The 21586-nt window shown below is 69.1% G+C and carries 21 protein-coding genes; 4 read left to right on the top strand and 17 right to left on the bottom strand.

Annotated elements, in window-relative coordinates:
- Position 1: 1 nt before the first annotated feature.
- The 7 genes from pal to ruvB form a co-directional block, all read right to left on the bottom strand.
- Positions 2-538, bottom strand: a complete 537-nt coding sequence (gene pal / locus IE075_RS09230; protein WP_189455685.1) for a peptidoglycan-associated lipoprotein Pal — start codon at positions 536-538, stop codon at positions 2-4.
- Between the two features lie 68 nt (positions 539-606).
- Complete coding sequence (gene tolB, locus IE075_RS09225) at positions 607-1935, bottom strand: Tol-Pal system beta propeller repeat protein TolB (protein ID WP_189455683.1); 1329 nt, start codon at positions 1933-1935, stop codon at positions 607-609.
- Positions 1936-2072: 137 nt separating this feature from the next.
- Positions 2073-3023, bottom strand: coding sequence for a cell envelope integrity protein TolA (gene tolA / locus IE075_RS09220; protein ID WP_189455681.1), 951 nt, complete (start codon positions 3021-3023; stop codon positions 2073-2075).
- Complete coding sequence (gene tolR / locus IE075_RS09215; RefSeq protein ID WP_189455679.1) at positions 3023-3463, bottom strand: protein TolR; 441 nt, start codon at positions 3461-3463, stop codon at positions 3023-3025. Before tolR ends, tolA begins: the two co-directional genes overlap by 1 nt.
- Positions 3464-3581: 118 nt before the next feature.
- The gene (tolQ, locus tag IE075_RS09210; protein ID WP_189455677.1) at positions 3582-4385 is read right to left on the bottom strand and encodes a protein TolQ; all 804 of its coding nucleotides are present in this window, start codon (positions 4383-4385) and stop codon (positions 3582-3584) included.
- A 22-nt stretch (positions 4386-4407) separates the two neighbouring features.
- A complete protein-coding gene (gene ybgC, locus IE075_RS09205) occupies positions 4408-4821 on the bottom strand; it encodes a tol-pal system-associated acyl-CoA thioesterase (RefSeq protein ID WP_189455675.1) in 414 nt (137 codons plus the stop codon).
- A 113-nt stretch (positions 4822-4934) separates the two neighbouring features.
- Positions 4935-5975, bottom strand: coding sequence for a Holliday junction branch migration DNA helicase RuvB (gene ruvB / locus IE075_RS09200; protein WP_189455673.1), 1041 nt, complete (start codon positions 5973-5975; stop codon positions 4935-4937).
- Between ruvB and IE075_RS09195 the strand changes: the two genes are divergently transcribed.
- Together IE075_RS09195 and IE075_RS09190 are read left to right on the top strand one after the other, a co-directional pair.
- The gene (locus IE075_RS09195; protein ID WP_343224901.1) at positions 5956-7407 is read left to right on the top strand and encodes a TrkH family potassium uptake protein; all 1452 of its coding nucleotides are present in this window, start codon (positions 5956-5958) and stop codon (positions 7405-7407) included. The genes ruvB and IE075_RS09195 overlap by 20 nt on opposite strands.
- A gap of 28 nt (positions 7408-7435) precedes the next feature.
- Positions 7436-8071, top strand: coding sequence for a potassium channel family protein (locus tag IE075_RS09190; RefSeq protein ID WP_229792430.1), 636 nt, complete (start codon positions 7436-7438; stop codon positions 8069-8071).
- A gap of 19 nt (positions 8072-8090) precedes the next feature.
- Here IE075_RS09190 and IE075_RS09185 read toward each other — a convergent pair whose 3' ends face one another.
- The 5 genes from IE075_RS09185 to IE075_RS09165 form a co-directional block, all read right to left on the bottom strand.
- The gene (locus IE075_RS09185) at positions 8091-9998 is read right to left on the bottom strand and encodes a potassium transporter Kup (RefSeq protein ID WP_189455667.1); all 1908 of its coding nucleotides are present in this window, start codon (positions 9996-9998) and stop codon (positions 8091-8093) included.
- Between the two features lie 43 nt (positions 9999-10041).
- Positions 10042-10632: a Holliday junction branch migration protein RuvA gene (gene ruvA, locus IE075_RS09180; RefSeq protein WP_189455665.1), complete on the bottom strand. Its 591-nt coding sequence runs from the start codon at positions 10630-10632 to the stop codon at positions 10042-10044.
- 40 nt (positions 10633-10672) lie between these two features.
- Positions 10673-11233 carry a crossover junction endodeoxyribonuclease RuvC gene (gene ruvC, locus IE075_RS09175; RefSeq protein WP_189455662.1) on the bottom strand — a complete coding sequence of 187 codons (561 nt, stop codon included), beginning with the start codon at positions 11231-11233 and terminating at the stop codon, positions 10673-10675.
- A 79-nt stretch (positions 11234-11312) separates the two neighbouring features.
- Positions 11313-12041 carry a YebC/PmpR family DNA-binding transcriptional regulator gene (locus tag IE075_RS09170; RefSeq protein ID WP_189455660.1) on the bottom strand — a complete coding sequence of 243 codons (729 nt, stop codon included), beginning with the start codon at positions 12039-12041 and terminating at the stop codon, positions 11313-11315.
- A gap of 32 nt (positions 12042-12073) precedes the next feature.
- Positions 12074-12682 (bottom strand): esterase/lipase family protein, encoded by a 609-nt coding sequence (locus IE075_RS09165; protein WP_189455885.1) that lies wholly within the window; start codon positions 12680-12682, stop codon positions 12074-12076.
- Between the two features lie 101 nt (positions 12683-12783).
- Between IE075_RS09165 and IE075_RS09160 the strand changes: the two genes are divergently transcribed.
- Positions 12784-13377 carry an HAD family hydrolase gene (locus tag IE075_RS09160; RefSeq protein ID WP_189455658.1) on the top strand — a complete coding sequence of 198 codons (594 nt, stop codon included), beginning with the start codon at positions 12784-12786 and terminating at the stop codon, positions 13375-13377.
- Positions 13378-13427: 50 nt separating this feature from the next.
- Here IE075_RS09160 and IE075_RS09155 read toward each other — a convergent pair whose 3' ends face one another.
- The 5 genes from IE075_RS09155 to IE075_RS09135 form a co-directional block, all read right to left on the bottom strand.
- Entirely contained in the window at positions 13428-13964 is a 537-nt protein-coding gene (locus tag IE075_RS09155) for a GNAT family N-acetyltransferase (RefSeq protein ID WP_189455657.1), read from the bottom strand.
- Between the two features lies 1 nt (position 13965).
- Positions 13966-15741 (bottom strand): aspartate--tRNA ligase, encoded by a 1776-nt coding sequence (gene aspS, locus IE075_RS09150; protein WP_189455655.1) that lies wholly within the window; start codon positions 15739-15741, stop codon positions 13966-13968.
- A 172-nt stretch (positions 15742-15913) separates the two neighbouring features.
- Entirely contained in the window at positions 15914-16234 is a 321-nt protein-coding gene (locus IE075_RS09145; protein WP_189455653.1) for an FmdB family zinc ribbon protein, read from the bottom strand.
- A 52-nt stretch (positions 16235-16286) separates the two neighbouring features.
- Positions 16287-17543, bottom strand: a complete 1257-nt coding sequence (locus tag IE075_RS09140) for a cation:proton antiporter (protein ID WP_189455651.1) — start codon at positions 17541-17543, stop codon at positions 16287-16289.
- Positions 17544-17669: 126 nt separating this feature from the next.
- Positions 17670-19538 (bottom strand): ABC-F family ATP-binding cassette domain-containing protein, encoded by a 1869-nt coding sequence (locus IE075_RS09135; protein WP_189455649.1) that lies wholly within the window; start codon positions 19536-19538, stop codon positions 17670-17672.
- A gap of 346 nt (positions 19539-19884) precedes the next feature.
- On the opposite strand from IE075_RS09135, the gene IE075_RS09130 reads away from it, so the two are divergent.
- The gene (locus IE075_RS09130) at positions 19885-21573 is read left to right on the top strand and encodes a monovalent cation:proton antiporter-2 (CPA2) family protein (RefSeq protein ID WP_189455647.1); all 1689 of its coding nucleotides are present in this window, start codon (positions 19885-19887) and stop codon (positions 21571-21573) included.
- The last annotated feature ends 13 nt before the right edge of the window (positions 21574-21586 follow it).

The following is a 21586-nucleotide window of genomic DNA, read 5'->3' as shown; positions in this document are numbered from 1 at the left end:
ATCAGCGCGCGCTGTAGACGATCTCGACGCGACGGTTGCGGGCCCAGCACTCTTCGTTCGAGTCCGTGCAGACCGCGCGTTCTTCGCCGTAGCTCGTGACGTTCATCTGGCCCGACGAACCGCCGTTGGCCTGGACCGCCGAGGACACGGCATTGCCACGACGCTCGCCGAGGCCGAGGTTGTACTCGCGGCTGCCGCGCTCGTCGGCGTTGCCTTCGAGCGTCATGCGCGCGGACGGACGGTCACGCAGGTACTTGGCGTGGCAGGCGACGATCGCCTGGAACTCCGGACGCAGCGCGTCCTGATCGAGATCGAAGTACACCGTGCGCTGGCGCAGGCATGCGTCGCGGTCGAGATCTTCCGGCGTGTAGGCGCCTGCCGTGGTCGGGCCCTGGGTGGTGGCGGCCGGCGGCGGCGTGCTCGCGGTGGCGTCGGCCGGCGGGGCCTCCTTGACCTTCTTCGAGCATGCGACTGCGACGGTGCACAGGGCGGTGGCAAGGACGATCTTGCTGATCTGGGTGGCACGTGCGGTGTTCATGGTCGCTCCTCGACTTCGGCGTAATTAGGAATGCTTCAGAAAACTACGGATGGGATAACACGAAACGGTCAGCGTGGCGTGCGGTACGGGCCCCACGACGGCTCGCGCACGTCGCCATCGGCGAGCACGAGGCGCTGGCGCACGCGGCCGTCGGCCGACACCGCGTACAGCACGCCGCGGCGTCCTTCGCGGGCCGCGTACAACAGCATCGCGCCGTTCGGGGCGAAGCTCGGCGACTCGTCGAGCGAGCCCGGCGAGAGCGTCGTCCAGCGCGGCGAACCGAGGCTCGAATCCATCATCGCGATGCGGTAGTTGTTGCCGCTGCCCTGCGCGGTGGCGATTTTCTTGCCGTCCTCGGAGACGCTGGCGCTCGCGTTGTAGTTGCCTTGGAACGTCACGCGGCTCGCGCTGCCGCCGCTCGCGGGCACCTGGTAGATCTGCGGCTGGCCGCCGCGGTCGGACGTGAAGTACACGGTGCGGCCGTCGGCGCTCCAGGTCGGCTCGGTGTCGATGCCGAAGTGGTTCGTCAGCTGGGTAAGTGCCTTGCTGCCGAGGTCCATCACGTAGATCTCGGGGTTGCCGCTGCGCGACAGCGTGAGCGCGAGGCGGCGGCCGTCCGGCGAGAACGCGGGCGCGCCGTTGATGCCGCGGAACTTCGCGACGAGCTCGCGCGCGCCGCTCGAGATGTTCTGGATGTAGATCGACGAATTGCCGCCCTCGAAGCTCACGTACGCGATGCGACGGCCATCGGGCGACCACGACGGCGACAGCAGCGGCTCGCTCGAACGCACGACCGTCTGCGGGTTGTAGCCATCGCTGTCGGCGACCATCAGCGCGTAGCGGGTGTCGCGGCCGACGCCGGTGGCGGTGACGTACGCGATCCGGGTGAAGAACGCGCCGCGCACGCCGAGGATCTTCTCGTAGATCGCATCGGCGATCTGGTGCGACACGTCGCGCAGCGAGCCGGCCGGCGCGGTCATCGCAAAGCCGAGCAGGCGCTGCTGCTTCGCGACGTCGAGCAGTTCGTACTCGACGCGGTACGTCCCGGCCCCGGCATCGAGCACGCGGCCGACGACGAGGAAGTCCTGGTTGAGCGCGCGCCAGGCGGGGTAGCTGACTTCGCCGCCGCGCGTCGGGCGCTCCGGAAGGTCAGTGACTGGCAGGCCGCGGAACTGACCGGAGCGGTTGAGGTCGTTGCGGATGATCTCCGCGACATCGGTCTGGGGCGCAGCGGCTGAGCCCTGGTACGGCATCGGAACGGCGGCGATCGGCAGCGCCGCCGCATTGCCACCGACGATGTCGATCTCCAGGCCCTGCTGCTGGCGAGCGGACGCGAGCATCGGCAGGAGCAGCGCGAACAGCAGCGCCAGGAATGACAGCAATCGCACTCGGTTCATCGGCCGATCCGGTTGGGGGAAAGCTGCGAAGTCTTAACAGCTAGGACGTGAATACATTCTCAAAGCTGAACAATGGCCGAGCCACGAACGAAACCTTAACGTTCCTGGTTTCGTGCGAACGGAGGCCGCCCCGCGGCTCACTCAGGTGCGCGGAAATTCAGCGTAACGGTGCGCTGGAAGACACGCTCGAAGCCTGCATAAGGCAGCGGCTGGGCCTTGAGCACCGCCGCTTCAATCGAACGGCGCCCCTGCTCGTCGTACGCGCAGGGCGAGCCCACCTCGGCGCTGACCACTTCCCCACCCGGCAGCTGGCGGATCACGAGCCTGCAGAGCGCGCCGGGGGGAATCGAGTCAGGCCGCGTCCAGCGCGCGGTGATCGCCGCCTGTAGCGCTGCGGCATAGCGCGCCTGGAGGCCGTCATCGGTGCCGCCCGAGCCCGGCGGTGCGCTCGCGGACGCGTCGGCCCGTGCGGCCTCTTCTGCGGCGCGTCCGCTGCGCGCGTCGGCCAGCTGCTCTAGGCGCTGCTCGGCGAGTTGCGCCTCGCGCGCGACCGCGGCCCGCTTGCGGCGGATCTCCGCGAGGCGCCGCTCCGTTTCGGCCTTGTCGCGTGCCTCCTGCTTCTGCGCCTCGAGTTGCCGCTCGCGCTCGGTCAGGTCGACCTGTTCCTGCTTGCGCTTGGCCTCCTGCGGCTTCGGCGTCTCGGCCTTGCGCGGCGCGGGTGCTTCGACCACCGCTTCGCGCGTTTCCTCATCGGGCACGGGGATGAAGTCCTGCGGCGCAGGCTGCGGCGCGGGGACTTCCTCGGGCACCGGCTCGGGCACGGGCTCCGGCTCGGGCTCGTCGACTTCGGGCTCGGGCGTCGGCAGCGGCGCGGGCTCCACGTCGCGCGGCGTGGCGTCGAGCGCGCGGCGCATCGAGGACGACAGCGCATCCGCGCTCACGACGTCCGCGCTCACCGCACCGGGCGCGCCGGCGGGCGCCGCACTTTCCGTCCACCACAACCCGCCGAGCAGCAGCGCGGCGACCAGCACGTGCAGGCCGAGCGCCAGCCCGACCGCTTTCGCGGTGTCTTCGCGCCGCTCGCGCATCAGTCCGCGCCCTGCGCGTCGGTGAGCAGGCTGACCTTGGTGATCTTCGCCTGCTGCAGGCGGTCGAGCGCGCTGACGACGAGCTGGTACGGCGCGTCGCCGCGACCGGCGACGAGCACCGGCAACTGCGGGTTCTGGCGGTGCAGCGCGACGACGCGCGCGATCGCCGCGTCGGCGTCCATCCGCTGCGGCGCGGTGTCGCCCTTCAGGGTGAGCGCGTATTCGCCGTCGCCGTAGACGGTGAGCACGACCGGGTCGGTGTCGGCATTGATCGACTTCGCGTTGCTGTTGGGCAGGTTGACGTCGACGCCGAGGTTCAGCAGCGGCGCGGTGATCATGAAGATCACCAGCAGCACCAGCATCACGTCGATGTAGGGGACGACGTTGATCTCGGACTTGAGCTTGCGCTTGCGGTGGCGGCGCATCGTGGGGGCGGTCATGGCCGGTGCCTCGCTGGAAAGGGAATGGACAGCGGTGCGCGGGAGGCCGCCGTGCCGGAAGGCGTCAGGCCGCTGTGCCTGCGCTCGTTCCGCGTGGCCGCACCCGCGCTGCGGTGCCTCACTCTTCCATGTGCAGCTGGCGCTGCAGGATCGACGAGAACTCCTCGGCGAATGCTTCGTATCGCACCGCGAGGCGCTCGACGCCATTCGCGAAGCGGTTGTACGCCCACACCGCCGGGATCGCGACGAACAGGCCGATCGCAGTCGCGAACAGAGCTTCGGAGATGCCCGGCGCGACGTCGCGGATGCCGACCTGCTGCGTGCTCGCAAGCAGCGAATGCATCGTGACCATGATGCCGAACACGGTGCCGACGAGGCCGACGTAGGGCGCGGTGGAGCCGATGTTCGCGAGCAGCTCGAGGTTGTGTTCGAGGCTGTCGAGCTCGCGCGAGGTGGTCACGCGCATGGCCCGCTGCGCGGATTCGAGCTGCGCGCGCGGGTCGGCGCCGCGGCGCTGGCGAGCGCGATTGAACTCGCGAAAGCCCGCTTCGAAGATCGCTTCGCTGCCGCCGATCGCGCGGCCGCGCTCGGTCACGCCTGCATAGAGCTTGGAGAGCTCCGCGCCGGACCAGAAGCGCTCTTCGAACTGCTCAGCCTCGCGCGCGGCGCGGCGCAGCACGGCGCGCTTGCGGAAGATGATCACCCACGACAGCACCGAGCCGACGACGAGCAGCAGGATGATGAACTGCACCGGCAGGCTTGCCTTGAGCACGAGGTCGAGCAGGTCAAGGCTCGCCGGCGCAGCGGAGGCGAGCGATTCGCCGGCGGCTCCCGTGGCCGCGAGTGGCTCGGCCGCAGCGGCCCCCGCGTCGGGCAATGCCTCCACCTGGGCGGCCTGCAGCGCGATCGGCAATGACGTCATGCGTTCGTTCTCCGTGCCCCGCTCATGCGTGCGGGTCGTGTTCGAGGGATTTGAGTTGGTCGTACAGCGCGGGCGGAATCGGGCACGGCTTGAACGTCGCGGCATCGAGCGCGGCGACGCGCACGGTGGCCGTCAGCAGCAACTCGTCTCCGCGACGCACGTCCTGCCGGAACACGAGGCTCGCGCGCCGACAATCCGTGAGTTCGACGCCGACCTCCAGCGCGTCGTCGAGCCGCGCAGGCTTGAGGAAGTCCAGGGTCATCGCCCGCACGGCGAACATCACGCCGTGCGACTGCCGCAAACCGTCCTGCCCGTAGCCGCAGGCGCGCATCCACTCGCTGCGTGCGCGTTCGCAGAACGCCACGTAGCGCGCGTGATAGACGACGCCGCCAGCGTCGGTATCTTCCCAGTAAACACGGACGGGCAGGATGAACATGCGTTAAGGCTGAGCTGAAGACTGGAAGTCGATGGGGCGACCGGCGTACGGCGCCGCGGCCGCGCGGGCCGATGCGCACGGCATCGCACCCTGCCGGCGAACGCGTTGATCAGTCAGAACAGGTCGCCGGAATCGCGCAAGCCTGCGGTCGCATCGCGCCTCGGCGTCAGCCCGAGGTGCCGGTACGCCTTCTGCGTGGCCATGCGGCCGCGCGCGGTGCGGATCAGGTAACCCTGCTGGATGAGGTACGGCTCGATGACGTCCTCGAGCGTGCCGCGCTCCTCGCTGAGCGCCGCGGCGAGCGACTCGACGCCGACCGGGCCGCCGTCGAACGCATCGATAATCGTGGACAGCATGCGTCGATCGAGCTCGTCGAATCCCTGGGGATCGACCTTCAACATCGCCATCGCGCCGTCGGCGACTTCACTGGTGATCACGCCGCCTGCGCGCACCTGCGCGAAATCACGCACGCGGCGAAGCAGGCGGTTCGCGATGCGCGGCGTGCCGCGCGAGCGGCGCGCGATCTCGGCCGCGCCGTCGGCATCGCACTGAATCCCGAGGATCTGCGCAGAGCGCCGCACGATGCGCGTGAGCTCCTCGGCGCTGTAGAACTCCAGGCGCTGCACGATGCCGAAGCGGTCGCGCAGCGGCGCGGTGAGCAGCCCCGCGCGCGTGGTCGCGCCGATCAGCGTGAAGGGCGGCAGGTCGAGCTTGATCGAGCGGGCCGCGGGGCCCTCGCCGATCATGATGTCGATCTGGTAATCCTCCATCGCCGGGTACAGCACCTCCTCGACGACGGGCGAAAGCCGGTGGATCTCGTCGACGAACAGCACGTCGTGTGGCTGCAGGTTCGTCAGCAGCGCCGCGAGGTCGCCGGCTTTTTCGATCACCGGGCCGGAGGTCTGGCGCAGGCCGACGCCGAGCTCGTTCGCGATCACGTGGCTCAGCGTGGTCTTGCCGAGCCCGGGCGGGCCGAAGATCAGCACGTGGTCGAGCGCCTCGCCGCGTGCCTTCGCGGCCTCGATGTAGATCTTCATCTGCTCGCGCACGGGCACCTGGCCGAGGTACTCGTCGAGCCGTTTGGGGCGGATCGAAGCCTCGAGGGCCTCGTCCTCGCGCGTGGCGCCGGCGGCGATGATGCGGTCTGAACTCATGCCGCTATCGTCGCACGCGCTCGCGTGCAGGCGCAGCCGACGCCCCGGCCGCCGGGCGCGTGACACAATCGCGCGCTTCCGATCCCGGCCCAACGCCTTGCAGCAACGCGGCATCCGGCACCCGGCACGGCTCGTGCCCCTGGCGTTCCTCGCGGTGATCGCGATCGGAACCGCGTTGCTATCGCTGCCGTTCGCGCACGCCGGTCCGGGATCGGCACCGTGGGTGACCGCGCTCTTTACCGCGGTTTCCGCGATCTGCGTGACCGGGCTGACGGTGGTCGACACGGCGACCTACTGGTCGGCGTTCGGGCAGGTCGTGATCCTCGTGCTGTTCCAGCTCGGCGGCCTCGGGATCATGGCCGGTGCGACGCTGCTGGTGCTGCTGGTCTCCAAGCGCCTGCGGCTGGGCACGCGCCTGATCGCCCAGGCCGAGACGCGCAGCATGGACCTCGTCGACGTGATGGCCGTGGTGTGGCTGATCCTGCGAGTGATGCTGATCGTCGAGGCCGCGCTGACCGTCGTGCTGACGCTGCGCTTCCACTTCGGCTATGGCCAGCCTTTTGGCACGGCGCTGTGGAACGGGCTCTTCCACGCTGTGTCGGCGTTCAACAACGCGGGGTTTTCGACGTACTCCGACAGCGTCATGGGCTTCTACGACGATGCGCTCGTGCTGGTGCCGATGATGATCGCGGTGCTCGTCGGCGGGCTGGGCTTCCCGGTGCTTCACGAGCTGCGCCGCGAGCCGTGGCGGTGGCCCCGCTGGTCGGTGCACACCAAGATCACGCTGCTCGGCACGGCATTCCTGTTTTTCGGCGGCGCGCTGGCGATCGGCGCGTACGAGTGGACGAACCCGCAGACGCTCGCGCCGATGGGCACCGGCGAGCGCATCCTCAATGCGATGTTCCATTCGGTGAGCGCCCGCTCGTCGGGTTTCAACACGCTCGACATGGGCACGCTGAAATCTGAAACGCTCGCGGTGAACTACGTGCTGATGTTCATCGGCGGTGGCAGCGCGAGCACGGCCGGCGGCATCCGCATCACCACGTTCTTCCTGCTCGGCCTCGTGGTCTGGGCCGAGGTGCGCGGGCGTCCCGATACGTTCGCGTTCGGCCGCACGATCCCGGCCGACGTGCAGCGCCAGGCATTGACCGTGGCGCTGCTCGGCGTCAGCGTGATCGCGTTCGGGACGCTCGCCCTGATGAGCGTGACCGAACTGCCGCTGGTGGTCGTCGTGTTCGAAGTGATCTCGGCGTCCGCGACGGTGGGCCTGTCGACCGGCATCACCGGCGAGTTGCCGCCGTCCGGCCAGCTGATGCTGGTCGTGATGATGTTCATCGGTCGCGTCGGCCCCGTGACGGTCGCCACCGCGCTCGCGCTGCGCGGGCGCAACCTGCCCTACCGCTATCCAGAGGAGCGCCCCATCGTTGGCTAGGTCCAGTTCGCAACGCGCCGACAGTGTCGTGGTCATTGGGCTGGGCCGCTTCGGCGGCGCAGTCGCTGACTCGCTGGCCCGCCTCGGGCACGACGTGCTCGGCATCGACGAAAATCCCGACCTCGTGCAGACCTGGGCCGACACGCTGACCCATGTCGTGCAGGCCGATGCGACGAACGCGGACGTGCTGCGCCGGCTCGGCGTCGGCGAGTTCGGCCGCGCCGTGGTCGGCATCGGCTCGGACGTGGAGGCCAGCGTGCTCACCGTGCTCGCGCTCGAGGAGATCGGCGTGACCGACATCTGGGCGAAGGCGATCTCGACCAAGCACGGGCGCATCCTCGAGCGCACCGGCGCGCATCACGTTGTATATCCCGAGGCCGCGATGGGCGAGCGCGTCGCGCACCTCGTGACCGGCAAGATGATCGACTTCATCGAGTTCGACGACGGCTTCGCGATCGTCAAGACCAAGGCGCCGCGAGAGGCCTGGGACAAAACGCTCAGTGAATCGGCACTGCGCAGCCGCTACGGCGTGACCGTGGTGGGCGTGAAGCGCTCACGCGCGGACTTCACATATGCCAAGCCCGACACGCTGATCGAATCTGGCGACATCCTCATCGTCTCCGGGGCGACCGACCGCGTGGAACGCTTCGCTGCGCTGAGCTGAGCGCAGCTTGCCGCCGCGCTCAGATCTCGACCTGGGTGCCCAATTCGACGAGCCGGTTGCCTGGAATACGGAAGAACCCGGAAGCCGGCGCCGCGTTGCGATGCATTACTGCAAACAGCCGGTCGCGCCATTCGGGCATGCCGCGGCGCGCGCTCGCGACGATCGTCTCGCGGCTTGCGAAGTACGTGGTGGCCATCGGGTCAAAGCAAATGCCGCCCTCGATGTCACCGGCGCGCATGAGAGCGAGTGGCACGTCTGGCGACTCCATGAATCCGAAGCGGATCACCACGCGGTGGAAGCCGTCGGCGAGCTCGTCGATCTTCAGGCGGCGGTGCGCAATCGGCACGGTGAGCGTCTGCACCGTAAGGAACACGTTGCGCTCGTGCAGCACCTTGTTGTGCTTGAGGTTGTGCAGCAGCGCGTGCGGCACGACGCCCTGGTCGGTCGTCAGGAACACGGCCGTGCCCGGCACGCGCACCGGCGGCGCGAGCATCAGCCCGGGCAGGAAGGTGTCGAGGCGGATGCCCTCCTTTTGCACCTCTTCATGCAGCAGCTGCCGGCCGCGGCGCCAGGTGCGCATCATCGTGAAGGAGACCACACCGATGAGCAGCGGCACCCACGCGCCGATGCCTGAAAACAACTTTGCGCCGTTCGCGATCAGGAACGCCATGTCGATCACGAAGAACATTGCACACAGCGGCAGTACCCAGCGGCGGGAGTCCGGCCAGCGCTTGTAGGCGACCACGGCCAGCAGCAGCGTGTCGATCAGCATCGTGCCCGTCACGGACAACCCGTATGCGGTGGCGAGATTCGACGTCGAGCGGAACGAGAGCGTAAGCACGATCGTTGCGCCTAGCAGCATCCAATTGATCGACGGCACGTAGATCTGGCCGATCGTCTCGCGCGAGGTGTGTCGGATGCTCAGCCGCGGCAGGTAGCCGAGCTGGATGGCTTGGCGCGTGACGGAGAACGCGCCGGTGATAACAGCCTGCGATGCGATGGCCGCGGCGAGCGTCGCTAGTGCGAGCATCGGGAACTGTGCCCACGCCGGCACGGCGCGGTAGAACGGGTTGTCAACGGCAGATGGATCGCCGAGCAGCACAGCGCCCTGTCCGTAGTAGTTGAGCACGAGCGCAGGCAGCACGAAGCCGAACCAGCCCCAGCGGATCGGGCGCTTGCCGAAGTGGCCCATGTCGGCGTACAGCGCCTCGCCACCGGTCACGGTGAGCACCACCGCGCCGAGGATCAGCACCGCGTGCCAACCGTGCGAAGCGAAGAAGTACCACGCCCAGTACGGGTTGAGCGCACGCAGCACGATCGGGTTTTGCGCGATGTTCCAGATGCCCAGCGTCGCGATCACGATGAACCACGTCATCATGATCGGGCCGAAGGCTTTGCCGACTTTCTCGGTGCCGAATCGTTGGAACGCGAAAAGAGCGATGAGGATGACCACGCTGATCGGCACGATCAGCTGCCCAAACGCAGGCGATATGACGTTCAGCCCTTCGACGGCGCCAAGCACCGTGACCGGAGGCGTGATCATGCCGTCGCCGAAGAACAGCGACGCCCCGAAGATGCCGAGGATGCCGACCACGTAACTAAGCCGCGACCCCTTCTGCAGCGACCGCTGTGCGAGCGCGGTGAGCGCCATGATCCCGCCCTCGCCGTCGTTGTCGGCGCGCATGATGACGATCACGTACTTCAGCGTGACGACGAGGATCAGCGACCAGAAGCCCAGCGAGAGCAGTCCCTTGACGGTCGCCGCGTCGGGCGTCAGCCCGAAGTGCGGGTGGAACATCTCTTTGATCGTGTACAGCGGGCTGGTGCCGATATCTCCAAACACCACGCCCACCGCGCCGACGACGAGCGCAGCGAGTCCCGCGTTGCCATGGCCGGCGAGCCCCTCGCCGTGGGTTTGGGAATTCATGCCTGCGGAACCGGTCACGAGCGTCTCGAATGCGGGGCCGCGCTCAGCGGAGCGCGGACTTTAGGGCTTTGCGGATGATCGTCGCGGCATCGTCGCCCGCGGCGGTCGCCTCGCGCGCCATGCGCACGGCCTCGGCGGGCTTGTAGCCGAGCTGCTGCAGCGCGATCACCGCCTCGCTCTGCGGATCGGCTGGCGCGCCGCCCGGCGTGAGCGTCGCGCCCGCACCGGCGAAGTCCGCGGCGCGGTCGCGCAGTTCGACGACCATGCGCTCGGCGGTCTTCTTGCCGATGCCCGGAATGCGGCACAGCGCGGTGATGTCGCCGGACTGCACGAGCCGCGCGAACTCGTCGACGCTCGTGCCCGACAGCACCGCGAGCGCGATCTTCGCGCCCACGCCGGTGACCTTCTGCACGTCGCGGAACAGCCGGCGCTCGCCCTCACGCAGGAAGCCGTACAGCGAGACGCTGTCTTCCTTCTGCGCGTAATGCGTGAACAGCGCGATCTCGCGGCCGAGTTCGGGCAGGTCGTAGAACGTGCTCATCGGCGCCTCGAGCTCGTAGCCGACGCCGCCCACGTCGACGACGAGCCACGGCGGCTGCTTGTGCACGAGGATGCCCTTGAGGCGACCGATCATGTGCGCGCTCCGATCTCGAAGGTTCGGGCCGCGCGGCGCATCAGCGACGGCGCAGCAGGTGGGTGGCAACGCCCGAGCGCACTGCAGTGGCGCTCATGTGCGCATGCGTGAGCGCGACCGCGAGCGCATCGGCCGCGTCGGCCTGCAGCTTCGCGTCGGGCAGGTTCAGCAGCAGGCGCACCATGTGCTGCACCTGCACCTTGTCGGCGGCGCCCTTGCCGACGAGCGATTGCTTGATCACGCGGGGCGCGTATTCGCTGACGGGCAACTGCCGAAGCACGACGCACGCGAGCGCCGCGCCACGCGCATGGCCCAGCTTGAGCGCGGACGTCGCGGATTTGTCCATGAATACGGTTTCAATCGCGACCTGGGTCGGACGCCAGGCGTCGACGATCGCATTGAGCCCCTCGCAGAGCAGGCCGAGGCGTGCCGGAAAATCGGCGGCGTCGAGCAGCTTGAGCGCGGTCGCGTGCACGTACGTGCACCGGCCATCGCCGCCCACGTCGATCAGGCCGACGCCGGTGCGCTGCGAGCCGGGGTCGATGCCGAGAATGCGCGTCGTGCCGGGAGCCGGCCTCTGGGATTCGGGATTCGTCTGCATCAGCGTGTGTGATCGGAGCTTCGGAAGGCGGTCGGGCCGCCGTTGCGAATGTCCAATGCCCGTTCCGAATCCCGGCCGTTCAGGCCAATGCCGCTTCGTCGAGATCGGCGTTCGAGTACACCGACTGCACGTCGTCCATGTCCTCGAGCCAGCCCAGCAGCTTGGCAACCTGTTGCGCGGTGTCGCCCGCCACGGCGACGTCGTTGTCGGCGCGCATCGTGACTTCGGCGATCGCGGGCGCGAGCCCGGCCGCCTCAAGGGCGGCCTTGACGTCGCCGAACGCGTCCGGCGCGGTGATCACGTCGATCGCACCGTCGTCGTAGACGACCACGTCGTCCGCGCCGGCTTCGATCGCCGCTTCAGTGAGCTGGTCCTCATCCGCGCCGGCCTCGAACGACAGCACACCGAGCTTGCGGAACATGAACGCGACCGAGCCTTCGGTGCCGAGGTTGCCGCCGAACTTCGAGAACGCGTGGCGCACGTCCGCCACGGTGCGCACGCGGTTGTCGGTGAGGCAGTCGACGATCACCGCGACGCCGCCGGGCGCATAACCCTCGTAGCGGATTTCCTCGTACTCGACGCCTTCGAGCTCGCCGGTCGCCTTCTTGACCGCGCGCTCGATCACGTCCTTCGTCATGTTGACCGACAGGCCCTTGTCGATCGCGGCGCGCAGGCGCGGGTTCGCACCCGGGTCGCCGCCGCCCTGGCGTGCGGCGACGCCGATCTCGCGGATGATCTTCGTGAAGATCTTGCCGCGCTGGGCATCGACGGCATTCTTGCGGGCTTCGATCGACGGTCCGCGACCCATGGGCGTATCGGCTGTGTGGCGGGGCGGCGATTCTACTCCAACGCTTGCGCCGCCTGCGCTGCGCCGGGTTCGCGGAAGCGGCCGTGGGCGAAGAAGTGCGCGGCGAGCGCGACCGCGTCGCCCGACAGCAGCAGCCCGCAGTGGCTCGCGTCGATGACGACGTGGTCGGCCAGGCCCGCCAGCCGGGTCTCGGCGACCGACACGGTGCCGTCGCAGGGCCCGTCGAAACGGCCGAACATCTGCCCCAGCCCGCGCGGGCGGGAGCCGGCGATGACGCCGAGTTGCGTCCGCCCGCGCCACGGCGTGCAGCCCGTGCGCAGCAGGCCGGCGCTGCGTCCGAGCAGGCGGCCGATCGCGGGCGCACGGGCCACGCCGTCGGCCGCCGCGCTGCCGCACAGCGGCGAGCCCAGGCAGACCGCGCGCGCGACCGGCAGGCCGGGCTCGGCGCGCAGGGTGTGCACGATGAGCAGTCCGCCGAGGCTGTGGGCGAGCACGTGGCACGGCGCGGCCGCGAGGCGGTCGGCGAGCCGCGGCACGGCGCGCTCGGGCCCGCCGGCAACCGTGGCATAGCCGAACAGCTCGGGCTCGAAGCCGCGGCGCACAAGCCGCCGGGCGAGGACCTGCATCGAAGCCGCGGGCATCCACAGCCCGTGCAGCAGCACGACACGCCGCACCTGCGCGGCACTAGGGGCTGCGTCCGGGCTACCCTTCACGGCGTTCACCGATGCCTCCGTGACGGACCATGGACCTGGCGCTGTTCGATTTCGACCACACGATCACCACGCGCGACACGTTCACCGACTTCATCCATTGTGCGCTGTCGCCGCGCCGCATCGCGTTCGGGCGCGCGCTGCTCACGCCGACGATCGTCGGCTACCGGCTCGGCGTCGTCTCGTCGAACGCGATCCGGTCGCAGGTCGTGCGCGTGGCGTTCAGCGGCGACGAGCACGCACGCGTGCAGGAGATCGCCCACACCTACGCGCGCACCGCCCTGCCCCGCGTGGCGCGTCCGGACATGATGCGGGCGATCGAACGCCACCAGGAGGCCGGCGACACGGTCGCCGTGGTCTCCGCCTCGCTCGATCTCTACCTCGCCGAGTGGTGCCGCATGCACGACGTGCAGCTGCTGTGCTCGTCGCTCGAGGCGCGCGACGGCCGCCTGACCGGCCGCTTCGCGGGCGCGCAGTGCGATTTCGACGAGAAGGCGCGGCGCGTGCGCGCCACGTTCGACCTCGGCGCGTACAAGCGCATCCACGCCTACGGCGACTCGCCCGGCGACCGCGCGATGCTCGCGCTCGCGCATCGGCGGGTGTTCCAGGGGCAAGAAATCACCTAACGCGTTCGGCACGACGCGAAGCTGGCTGCTTCGCGGTGTCCCGACGTCGCCTAGCGTTCGCGGGCGCCTGCGCTCGCGTCGCGCCGTAGGATGAATTCGATGTCGAGCACGCGACCGACCGGGAACTCATACGTGCCGACCTTCTCGAACCCTTGCCGCGCGTAGAAGCGCTGCGCGCCCGGGTTCTCGCTCCACACGCCGATCCACAGCCTGCGCGGGCCATTGCGCAGCAGCCAGTCCTCGGCGGTCTTGAACAGCTTTCCGCCCCAGCCGCCGTTCTGGTGCGCCGCGAGCACGTACAGGCGCTTGAGCTCGCCGTCCCCCGGCTGCACGTCCGCGTGCGGAAGTCCGCACGGGCCGGCCGCGCAGTGGCCGACCGCCTCGTCGTCATGCTCGAGGAACCACACCGCGTATTCGGAGTGCGCCAGGATCGTCGCCTGCTTTTCGACCGCGTAGCTGTCGGCGATGAATGTCTCGAGGTCCTCGGGCTCGTACAGATGCCCGAACGCCTCGGTGAACGTGCGCGCCGCGAGGCGCGAGAGCGTCAGCGCGTCGTCGACGCCCGCGCGGCGGATCGCGTAGCCCATCTCAGGCCTTCGGCGTTTCGCGCACGGCGACGTGCACTTCGGCGAGCTGCGCGTCCGGGATCGGCGACGGTGCGCCGGTCATGGTGCACTGCGCCGTCGTCGTCTTCGGGAACGCGATGACGTCGCGGATCGATTCGGTGCCCGCCATCAGCGCGGCGATGCGGTCGATGCCGAACGCGATGCCGCCGTGCGGCGGCGCGCCGTACTTCAGCGCGTCGAGCAGGAAGCCGAACTTCGCCTCGGCCTCTTCCGCGCCGATGCCGAGCAGGTCGAATACGGCCGACTGCATCTTCGAGTTGTGGATGCGGATCGAACCGCCGCCAATCTCATTGCCGTTGAGCACCATGTCGTAGCCGCGGCTCACCGCGGTCTTCGCGTTCGCGCGCAGATCGTCGATCGAATCGACCGCCGGTGCGGTGAACGGGTGGTGCAGCGCGACGTAGCGGCCTTCGTCCTCATCCCATTCGAACATCGGGAAGTCGGTGACCCACAGCGGACGCCAGCCGGCTTCGACGAGGTTCAGATCCTTGCCGAGCTTCAGTCGCAGCGCGCCCATGAAATCGCTCGCGGTCTTGTATGTCGCGGCGCCGAAGAAGATTGCGTCGCCGCTCTGCGCACCGGTCGACTCAAGAATCGCGGCCAGCGTCTCGTCGTCGATGAACTTCGCGATCGGCGAGCTGATGCCCTCGCGGCCCTTCGCCGTGTCCTCGACCTTCATCCACGCCAGGCCCTTCGCGCCGAACTTGCCGGCATACGCGGCGTAGTCGTCGATCTGCTTGCGACTGAGCGACGCGGCGCCCGGCGCCCGCAGCGCGATCACACGACCGTCCTCGTGGTTTGCCCAGTCGGTGAACACCTTGAACTCGCACTGCTTCACGAGCTCGGCGATGTCGGTGAATTCCATCGCGATGCGCAGGTCTGGCTTGTCGGAGCCGTAGCGGCGCATCGCCTCTTCGAACGTCATGCGCGGGAACTGCGCATCGAGTTCGACGCCGATCACCTCGCGGAACACGACGCGGATCATGTCCTCGACCGTGTCCTGCACGTCGCGCTCGGACACCCACGCGAACTCCATGTCGAGCTGCGTGAATTCGAGCTGGCGGTCGGCGCGCAACGCCTCGTCACGGAAACAGCGCGCGATCTGGTAGTAGCGATCGAAGCCCGCCATCATCAGGATCTGCTTGAACAGCTGCGGGCTCTGCGGCAGCGCGTAGAACTCGCCCGGGTGCATGCGTGCTGGCACGAGGAAGTCGCGCGCACCCTCGGGCGTGGCCTTGGTCAGGATCGGCGTTTCGATGTCCTGGAAGCCGCGCTCATCCAGGTAGCGGCGCAACGCCGCGACCAGCTTGGTGCGCGTGCGCATCTTGCGCTGCATCGCAGGCGTGCGCAGGTCGAGGTATCGGTACTGCAGGCGGATGTCCTCGCCCGGGTTCTCGTGCGCATGGAACGGCAGCGGCTCGGCCTTGTTGAGCACCTCGATCTTCGTCGCGACGACTTCGACGCGGCCGGTCTTGATCTTGTCGTTGACCGAATGGCGCGCACGCACGGTGCCGGTGATGCGCAGACAGTCCTCGTAACCGACCTGCGCGGCGGCGGCCATGACCTCGGCATTGCCCTCGTCGGTCGGCTCGGCGACGACCTGGACGATGCCTTCGTGGTCGCGCAGGTCGATGAAGCACAGGCCGCCGAGGTCGCGGGCGACGTCCGCCCAGCCGCACAGGGTCACGCTTTGGCCGATCAGGCTCTCGTCGACGAGGCCGCAGAAATGGGTACGCATGGAAGCTCCGGAGTCGCGCCGGCGCGGGGCGCCGGAAAGCCGGCTAGTTTAGCGGCCCGGGCGGCAGGCGCGGCTCGGGCGCTGCCGTGAACAACGGGCGGCGGCGTCCGTGGCCGCAGCCGCCGTCGCCCGGCGACGGGGCCACGCCGGGACGTGACCTGCCCTGGGAGCCTCAGCCGTCGGACTTTGCCGGCGCGGCGGGCTTGGCCTCGCTTTTCGTCTCTGCCGGCTTGGACTCGGCCGGCTTCGTGTCGCTGGACTTGCCCTCGCCTCCCGAGCCGCCGTCGGCAAGGTTGCGCTTCTTGTCGCCGTCCTTCTTGAAATCGGTCTCGTACCAGCCGCCGCCGGCCAGACGGAACTGCGGCGCAGTCAGCTGACGGCGCACCTGCGGCTGCGCGCACTGCGGGCAGTCGGTCGGGTCGGCGTCGGACATCTTCTGCAGGCGGTCAAAACGGTGGCCGCAGGCGGCGCATTCGAAGGCGTAGATCGGCATGGTGGCGGGGATGGCGGGAACCGCGAGCAGTGTGGGGCCGGATTGCCGTGGGTCAAGGTCGCGCCGCGGGCGACGAAGCCGCAACGGGCGGCCCGGCCGGCGAATCGAGGACCGGCTCGGGCACTTCGGCTGGCGAGTCGCGCGGCGCCTCGTCCTCGGGGTGCTCGGCGCCCGGCGCGTTCGGGCTGACGTCGATCGGCGCGCGCAGCAGCAGCGACGGCAGCATCGTGTTGAGCACCGTGTAGATCACGAGCGCGCCGAGCCAGGTGTCGCTGAGTCCGAAGCGCTGGTGCAGGATCCCTGCGAGCACGAGCGTGAACACGAGCGTCGGAGTGAGCGCGAGCGCGACGCGCAAGCTGCTCCCGGCGCTCTCGCCGAACATCACGCGCCGCTGCAGCCACACGATGCCGATGCGCAGCGGCAGCAGCGCCGCAGTGAGCCCGAGCCCGATCAGCAGCGCGTCGGAGCCGAGCGCCGATGGCGGGACGTGGGTGCCGGCGCTGAAGAAGTACATCGGCACGAAGAACGTGGCGAACAGCCGCAGCGCGTGCAGGTTTTCCTCGGACGCAAGGCTCGGCATGCGCTCGTGTAGCAGGCGCGCGACGACGCCGACGATGAACGCACCGACGAGGTAGTACACGCCGAGCTTGTAGGTGATATACGCGCCGACGAGGCCGACCATCACGAGCAGCGAGAACTCCGAGCCGGGTGCATGCGGCACGACCCATCGACCGAGCGCGATGAACAGCAGCGGCACGCCGATCACGAGCGCGAGCAGCGCGCCGCTCGAGATCGCGAGGTCGAGCGGATCACCGGCCTGCAGCACAATGAACAGCGCGCCGAGCGCGACGATTTCGCCCGCGATCGCCTTGTTCGTGACCCAGAACGTCTCGTCGTCGTCGAGCCCGAGGCGCTCTAGCGTGTCCAGAATGAAACCGGTCGACGGCGTCAGCACGGCAAGCGCGAGCAGGCCGGCGGCCTGCCAGCCGAGGTCGAGATAGCGCCATGCGAGCCAGCCGAGCGCGAACAGCGACGCGCTGCGCACGAGCAGATGCGCGAGCAGCGGTTTCCACCGCCGCCGCAGCGCCGCCGGGTTGACCTCCAGGCCGGCGAACAGGAACAGCGAGGAGATGCCGATCGACGACAGCAGCGCGAGCATCGGGTCATGCGTGGCGTCGCCGAACGCGAACACGGCGGCGATGCCGGCAATGAGGCTCGTGACCGGCGCGGGAATGCGAAAGCGCTGCAGCGCCCGGGGGACGACGAGCAGTCCGAAGATGAGCAGCAGGATGGCGAGTTCGGGGGTCATGGCGTGCGGTGGAAAAAGACCCCACCGCGTTTATCGACCGCCGCCGCTACATCGCGTGACGGCGCCAGGCCACGGCGCCTTCACGTGAACCCCGAAAACGCACTGCGCCGGGGCTATTTGCGTCGCTCAGGCGCCGTCGTACAGCGCGAGCAGCTCGCCCTCCGCACGCTCGAGTTCAGCCGCGACCGCATCACGCTGCCGCGCGAGCTCGGCAGCGTTCGTGGTGCCGCCGGCGTAAACGTCCGGGTCAGCCAGGTCGAGGTCGAGCGTGTGCAGCTTCGACTCGAGCTCGGCCACGCGCGCCTCGGCCTTTGCGAGCTTGTGCGGGTTGATCTTCGGCGCGGCTTTCGCGGGCGTCGCGGGGACGACGGGCGCCGGTTCGACCGGTGCGGACTTGCCGGGCCGGACCTTGCCGTCAGCGCTGTTGTCGCGCGTGCGCAGCCAGCTCGCGTATTCGTCGAGATCGCCGTCGAACGGAACCGCGACGCCGTCGGCGACGCGCCAGAACGTGTCGCAGACGAGGCCGATGAGATGCCGGTCGTGCGAGACGAGCACGATCGCGCCGTCGAAGCCGCCGAGCGCCTCGGCGAGCGCTTCGCGCATGTCGAGATCCAGATGGTTCGTCGGCTCGTCGAGCAGCAGCACGTTCGGCTTGCGCCACGCGATCATCGCGAGTGCGAGGCGTGCGCGCTCGCCGCCCGAGAAGCTGTCGACCGACTCGAACGCGCGATCGCCCGGGAAGTTCCACTTGCCGAGGAAGTCGCGCAGCTGCTGCGTGGCAACGCCGGGCGCGATGTCCATGAGGTGATCGATCGGCGTCGCGCCCTTTCGCAGGGATTCGACCGTGTGCTGCGCGAAGTAGCCGATGCGCAGGTCCGGATGGCCGCCGCGCTCGCCGGTGAGCAGGTCGAGCTCGCCGACCAGCGACTTGACCAGCGTCGACTTGCCCGCGCCGTTCGGCCCGAGCAGCGCCACGCGGTCGCCGGCTTCGAGGATCAGGCTGACCTGGTCGAGCACGACGTGCTCGCCGTAGCCGCAGTCGGCATCGACGAGGCGCAGCAACGCATGCGGCAGCTTGGCCGGCGCAGGGAATTCGATGCGCAGTGTGCGCTCGGCGCGCACCGCTTCGGTGTCCTGCATCTTGGCAAGACGTTTGACGCGTGACTGCGCCTGCTTCGCCTTCGCCGCGCTCGCGCTGAAGCGGTCGATGAAGCTTTGCAGGTGCGCGCGCTCGGCCTGCGCCTTCTCGTGCGTGATCTGCTGCAGGCGCAGGTGCTCGGCGCGCTGGCGCTCGAACGCGGTGAAGTTGCCGACGTAGAGCTTCGCCTTGCCGTCGTTGAGGTGCAGCGTGTGCGTGGTGACCTCGTCGAGGAACTCGCGGTCGTGCGAGATCAGCAGCAGCGTGCCCGGGTACTTGAGCAGCCACTGCTCGAGCCAGAGCACGGCGTCGAGGTCGAGGTGGTTCGTCGGCTCGTCGAGCAGCAGCAGGTCGGACGGCGTCATCAGTGCGCGCGCGAGGTTCAGGCGCACGCGCCAGCCGCCGGAGAACTCCTTGACCGCGCGCTCGTGCGTGTCGGGCGAGAAGCCCAGGCCGTGCAGCAGCTTGCCGGCGCGCGCGGAGGCGTCGTAGCCGTTGAGCTCTTCGAGCCGGTGGTGGCATTCGGCCACCGTCTCCCAGTCCTCGGCCTCGACCGCGGCGCGCTCGGCCATGATCGCCGCGTGCACCTGCGCATCGCCGGAGAGCACGAAGTCGAGTGCGGGATCGTCCAGCGCGGGCGTTTCCTGCGCCACGCTCGCCATGCGCACGCGATTGGGGATGTCGAGGTTGCCGAGGTCGGACTCGAGCTCGCCCTGGATCGCGGCAAACAGCGAGGACTTGCCGGTGCCGTTGCGGCCGATGACGCCCACGCGCCAGCCCGCCTGCATGGTGAGGTCGACTTTGGACAATAGGAGGCGTTCGCCCCGGCGCAGGGCGAAATCACGGAAAGCAATCATGGGCGCAATTGTACGGGGCGCACCGGACATTCGGCCTGCGGAGGCGAGAGTGGCCCGGGCGTTCCGGAACCGGATGCCCATCCGCGCTGCCGATGACGCCCCCTCGGCGGGTCATCGGCGGCCGAAGCATCAGTAGCGCGACGCGTGCTGGCTCGAATGGCGGCTCTTTCGGACGCAATTGACCGCGTCAGCGACACAGCACTGTCGTCTGGCTGGCTATCCTGTCCTGCCGCGCGCTGTCGGGTGCCTGCGGCGGCGGGCCGATGCATCCGCTGCGTGCCTCTTCACGGGCCGCCCGCCCCGTCGCTCCAGCGATTCCACGTCCACTTCGACTACCGGCCATCCGTTGACCCACCACACCCCACTCATCTCACTGCTCGTCGCCGGCTTCGTGCTCGCATTCGTATTCGGTGGCATCGCGCACCGGCTGCGGCTGTCGCCGCTGGTGGGCTACCTGCTGGCGGGCGTGGCGATCGGGCCGTTCACGCCGGGCTTCATCGCCGACGCGACGATGGCGCCGCAGCTCGCCGAAGTTGGCGTGATCCTGCTGATGTTCGGCGTGGGCGTGCACTTCTCGATGCGCGACCTGATGGCGGTCAAGGCGGTCGTTGTCCCGGGCGCGCTCCTGCAGATCACGGTCGCTGCGCTCCTGGGCTGGGGCTTGGGGCGCCTGTTCGGGTGGGACAACGGCGCGGCGCTCGTGTTCGGCCTGTCGCTGTCGGTCGCCAGCACGGTGGTCGTGCTGCGTGGACTCGAAGAGCGCGGCCAGGTCGAGAGTGAGCGCGGTCGCATCGCGGTCGGCTGGCTCATCGTCGAAGACGTCGTGATGGTGCTCGTGCTCGTGCTGATGCCCCCGCTCGCCGGGCTGCTGCGCGGCGACGCGACGCCCGACGAAGGGATCGCCGGCACGCTGCTGCTGACGGTCGCAAAGGTCGGCGGCTTCGCCGCATTCATGATGATCGTCGGCCGCCGGGTGATCCCGTGGGTGCTCGAACGCGTCGCAGGCACGGGCTCACGCGAGCTGTTCACGCTCTGCGTGCTCGGCATCGCGCTGGGCGTCGCCTACGGCTCGGCGGCGATGTTCGGCGTGTCGTTCGCGCTCGGCGCGTTCTTCGCCGGCGTCATCCTGAGCGAATCCGAGTTCAGCCATCGCGCCGCAAGCGAGACGCTGCCGCTGCGCGATGCGTTCGCGGTGCTGTTTTTCGTCTCGGTGGGCATGCTGTTCAACCCGATGATCCTCATCGAGCGGCCGCTCGAGGTGCTCGCGACGTTCGCGGTCATCGTGCTCGGCAATGGCGTGGCCGCCGGGCTGCTCGCGCGCCTGCTAGGCAAGCCGCGGTCGACGTCGATGCTGCTCGGCGCGACGCTCGCGCAGATCGGCGAGTTTTCGTTCATCGTCACCGGCCTCGGCGTCGCGCTCGGCCTGCTGCCGACGACCGGACAGGATCTCGTGCTCGCCGGCGCGCTGCTGTCGATCGTGCTGAACCCGATGCTGATCGCGTGGATCGAGCGCCGCGCCGCGCGGTCCGACGAGCCGGCCGCGGTCACCGAGGAGGCTATCGCCGCGGTGCCTCCGGACACCGCAAACCACGTGATCGTGATCGGTTATGGCCGCGTCGGCCGCGATCTCGCGCGGTTGCTGCGGTCGCAGCACGTGCCCGTCGTGGTGATCGACAGCGAGGTGCCGCTCGTGGAGCGTGCGCGCGCGGACGACTACCCGACCGTGCGAGGCAACGCGGTCAACGAGCGTGTGCTTGCGGAAGCTCGCCCCTCGGCGGCCACCGCCGCGCTGGTTGCGATTCCGAACGCACTCGAAGCCGGCGAGATCATCGCCACCTTGCGCGGGCTCAACCCGGCGCTGAGCGTCGTGGCTCGCGGGCATTCGGACACCGAGCTCAAGCACCTGCTCGACCACGGCGCCGATGCCGCAGTGATGGCCGAGCGCGAACTCGCGCACAGCCTCGCGGAAATGGTGCTGGCCATGCCTGTCTACCGCGGTGCACGCAGCCTGCCGCCGACCACCGCCACCTTCTGAACGACGGCGTCGC

It is taken from the genome of Cognatilysobacter bugurensis (assembly GCF_014652095.1).
Taxonomy (GTDB): Bacteria; Pseudomonadota; Gammaproteobacteria; order Xanthomonadales; family Xanthomonadaceae; genus Cognatilysobacter; species Cognatilysobacter bugurensis.
Note: the sequence above shows the minus strand (reverse complement) of the source record. Positions and strands in the feature narration are given on the sequence as shown.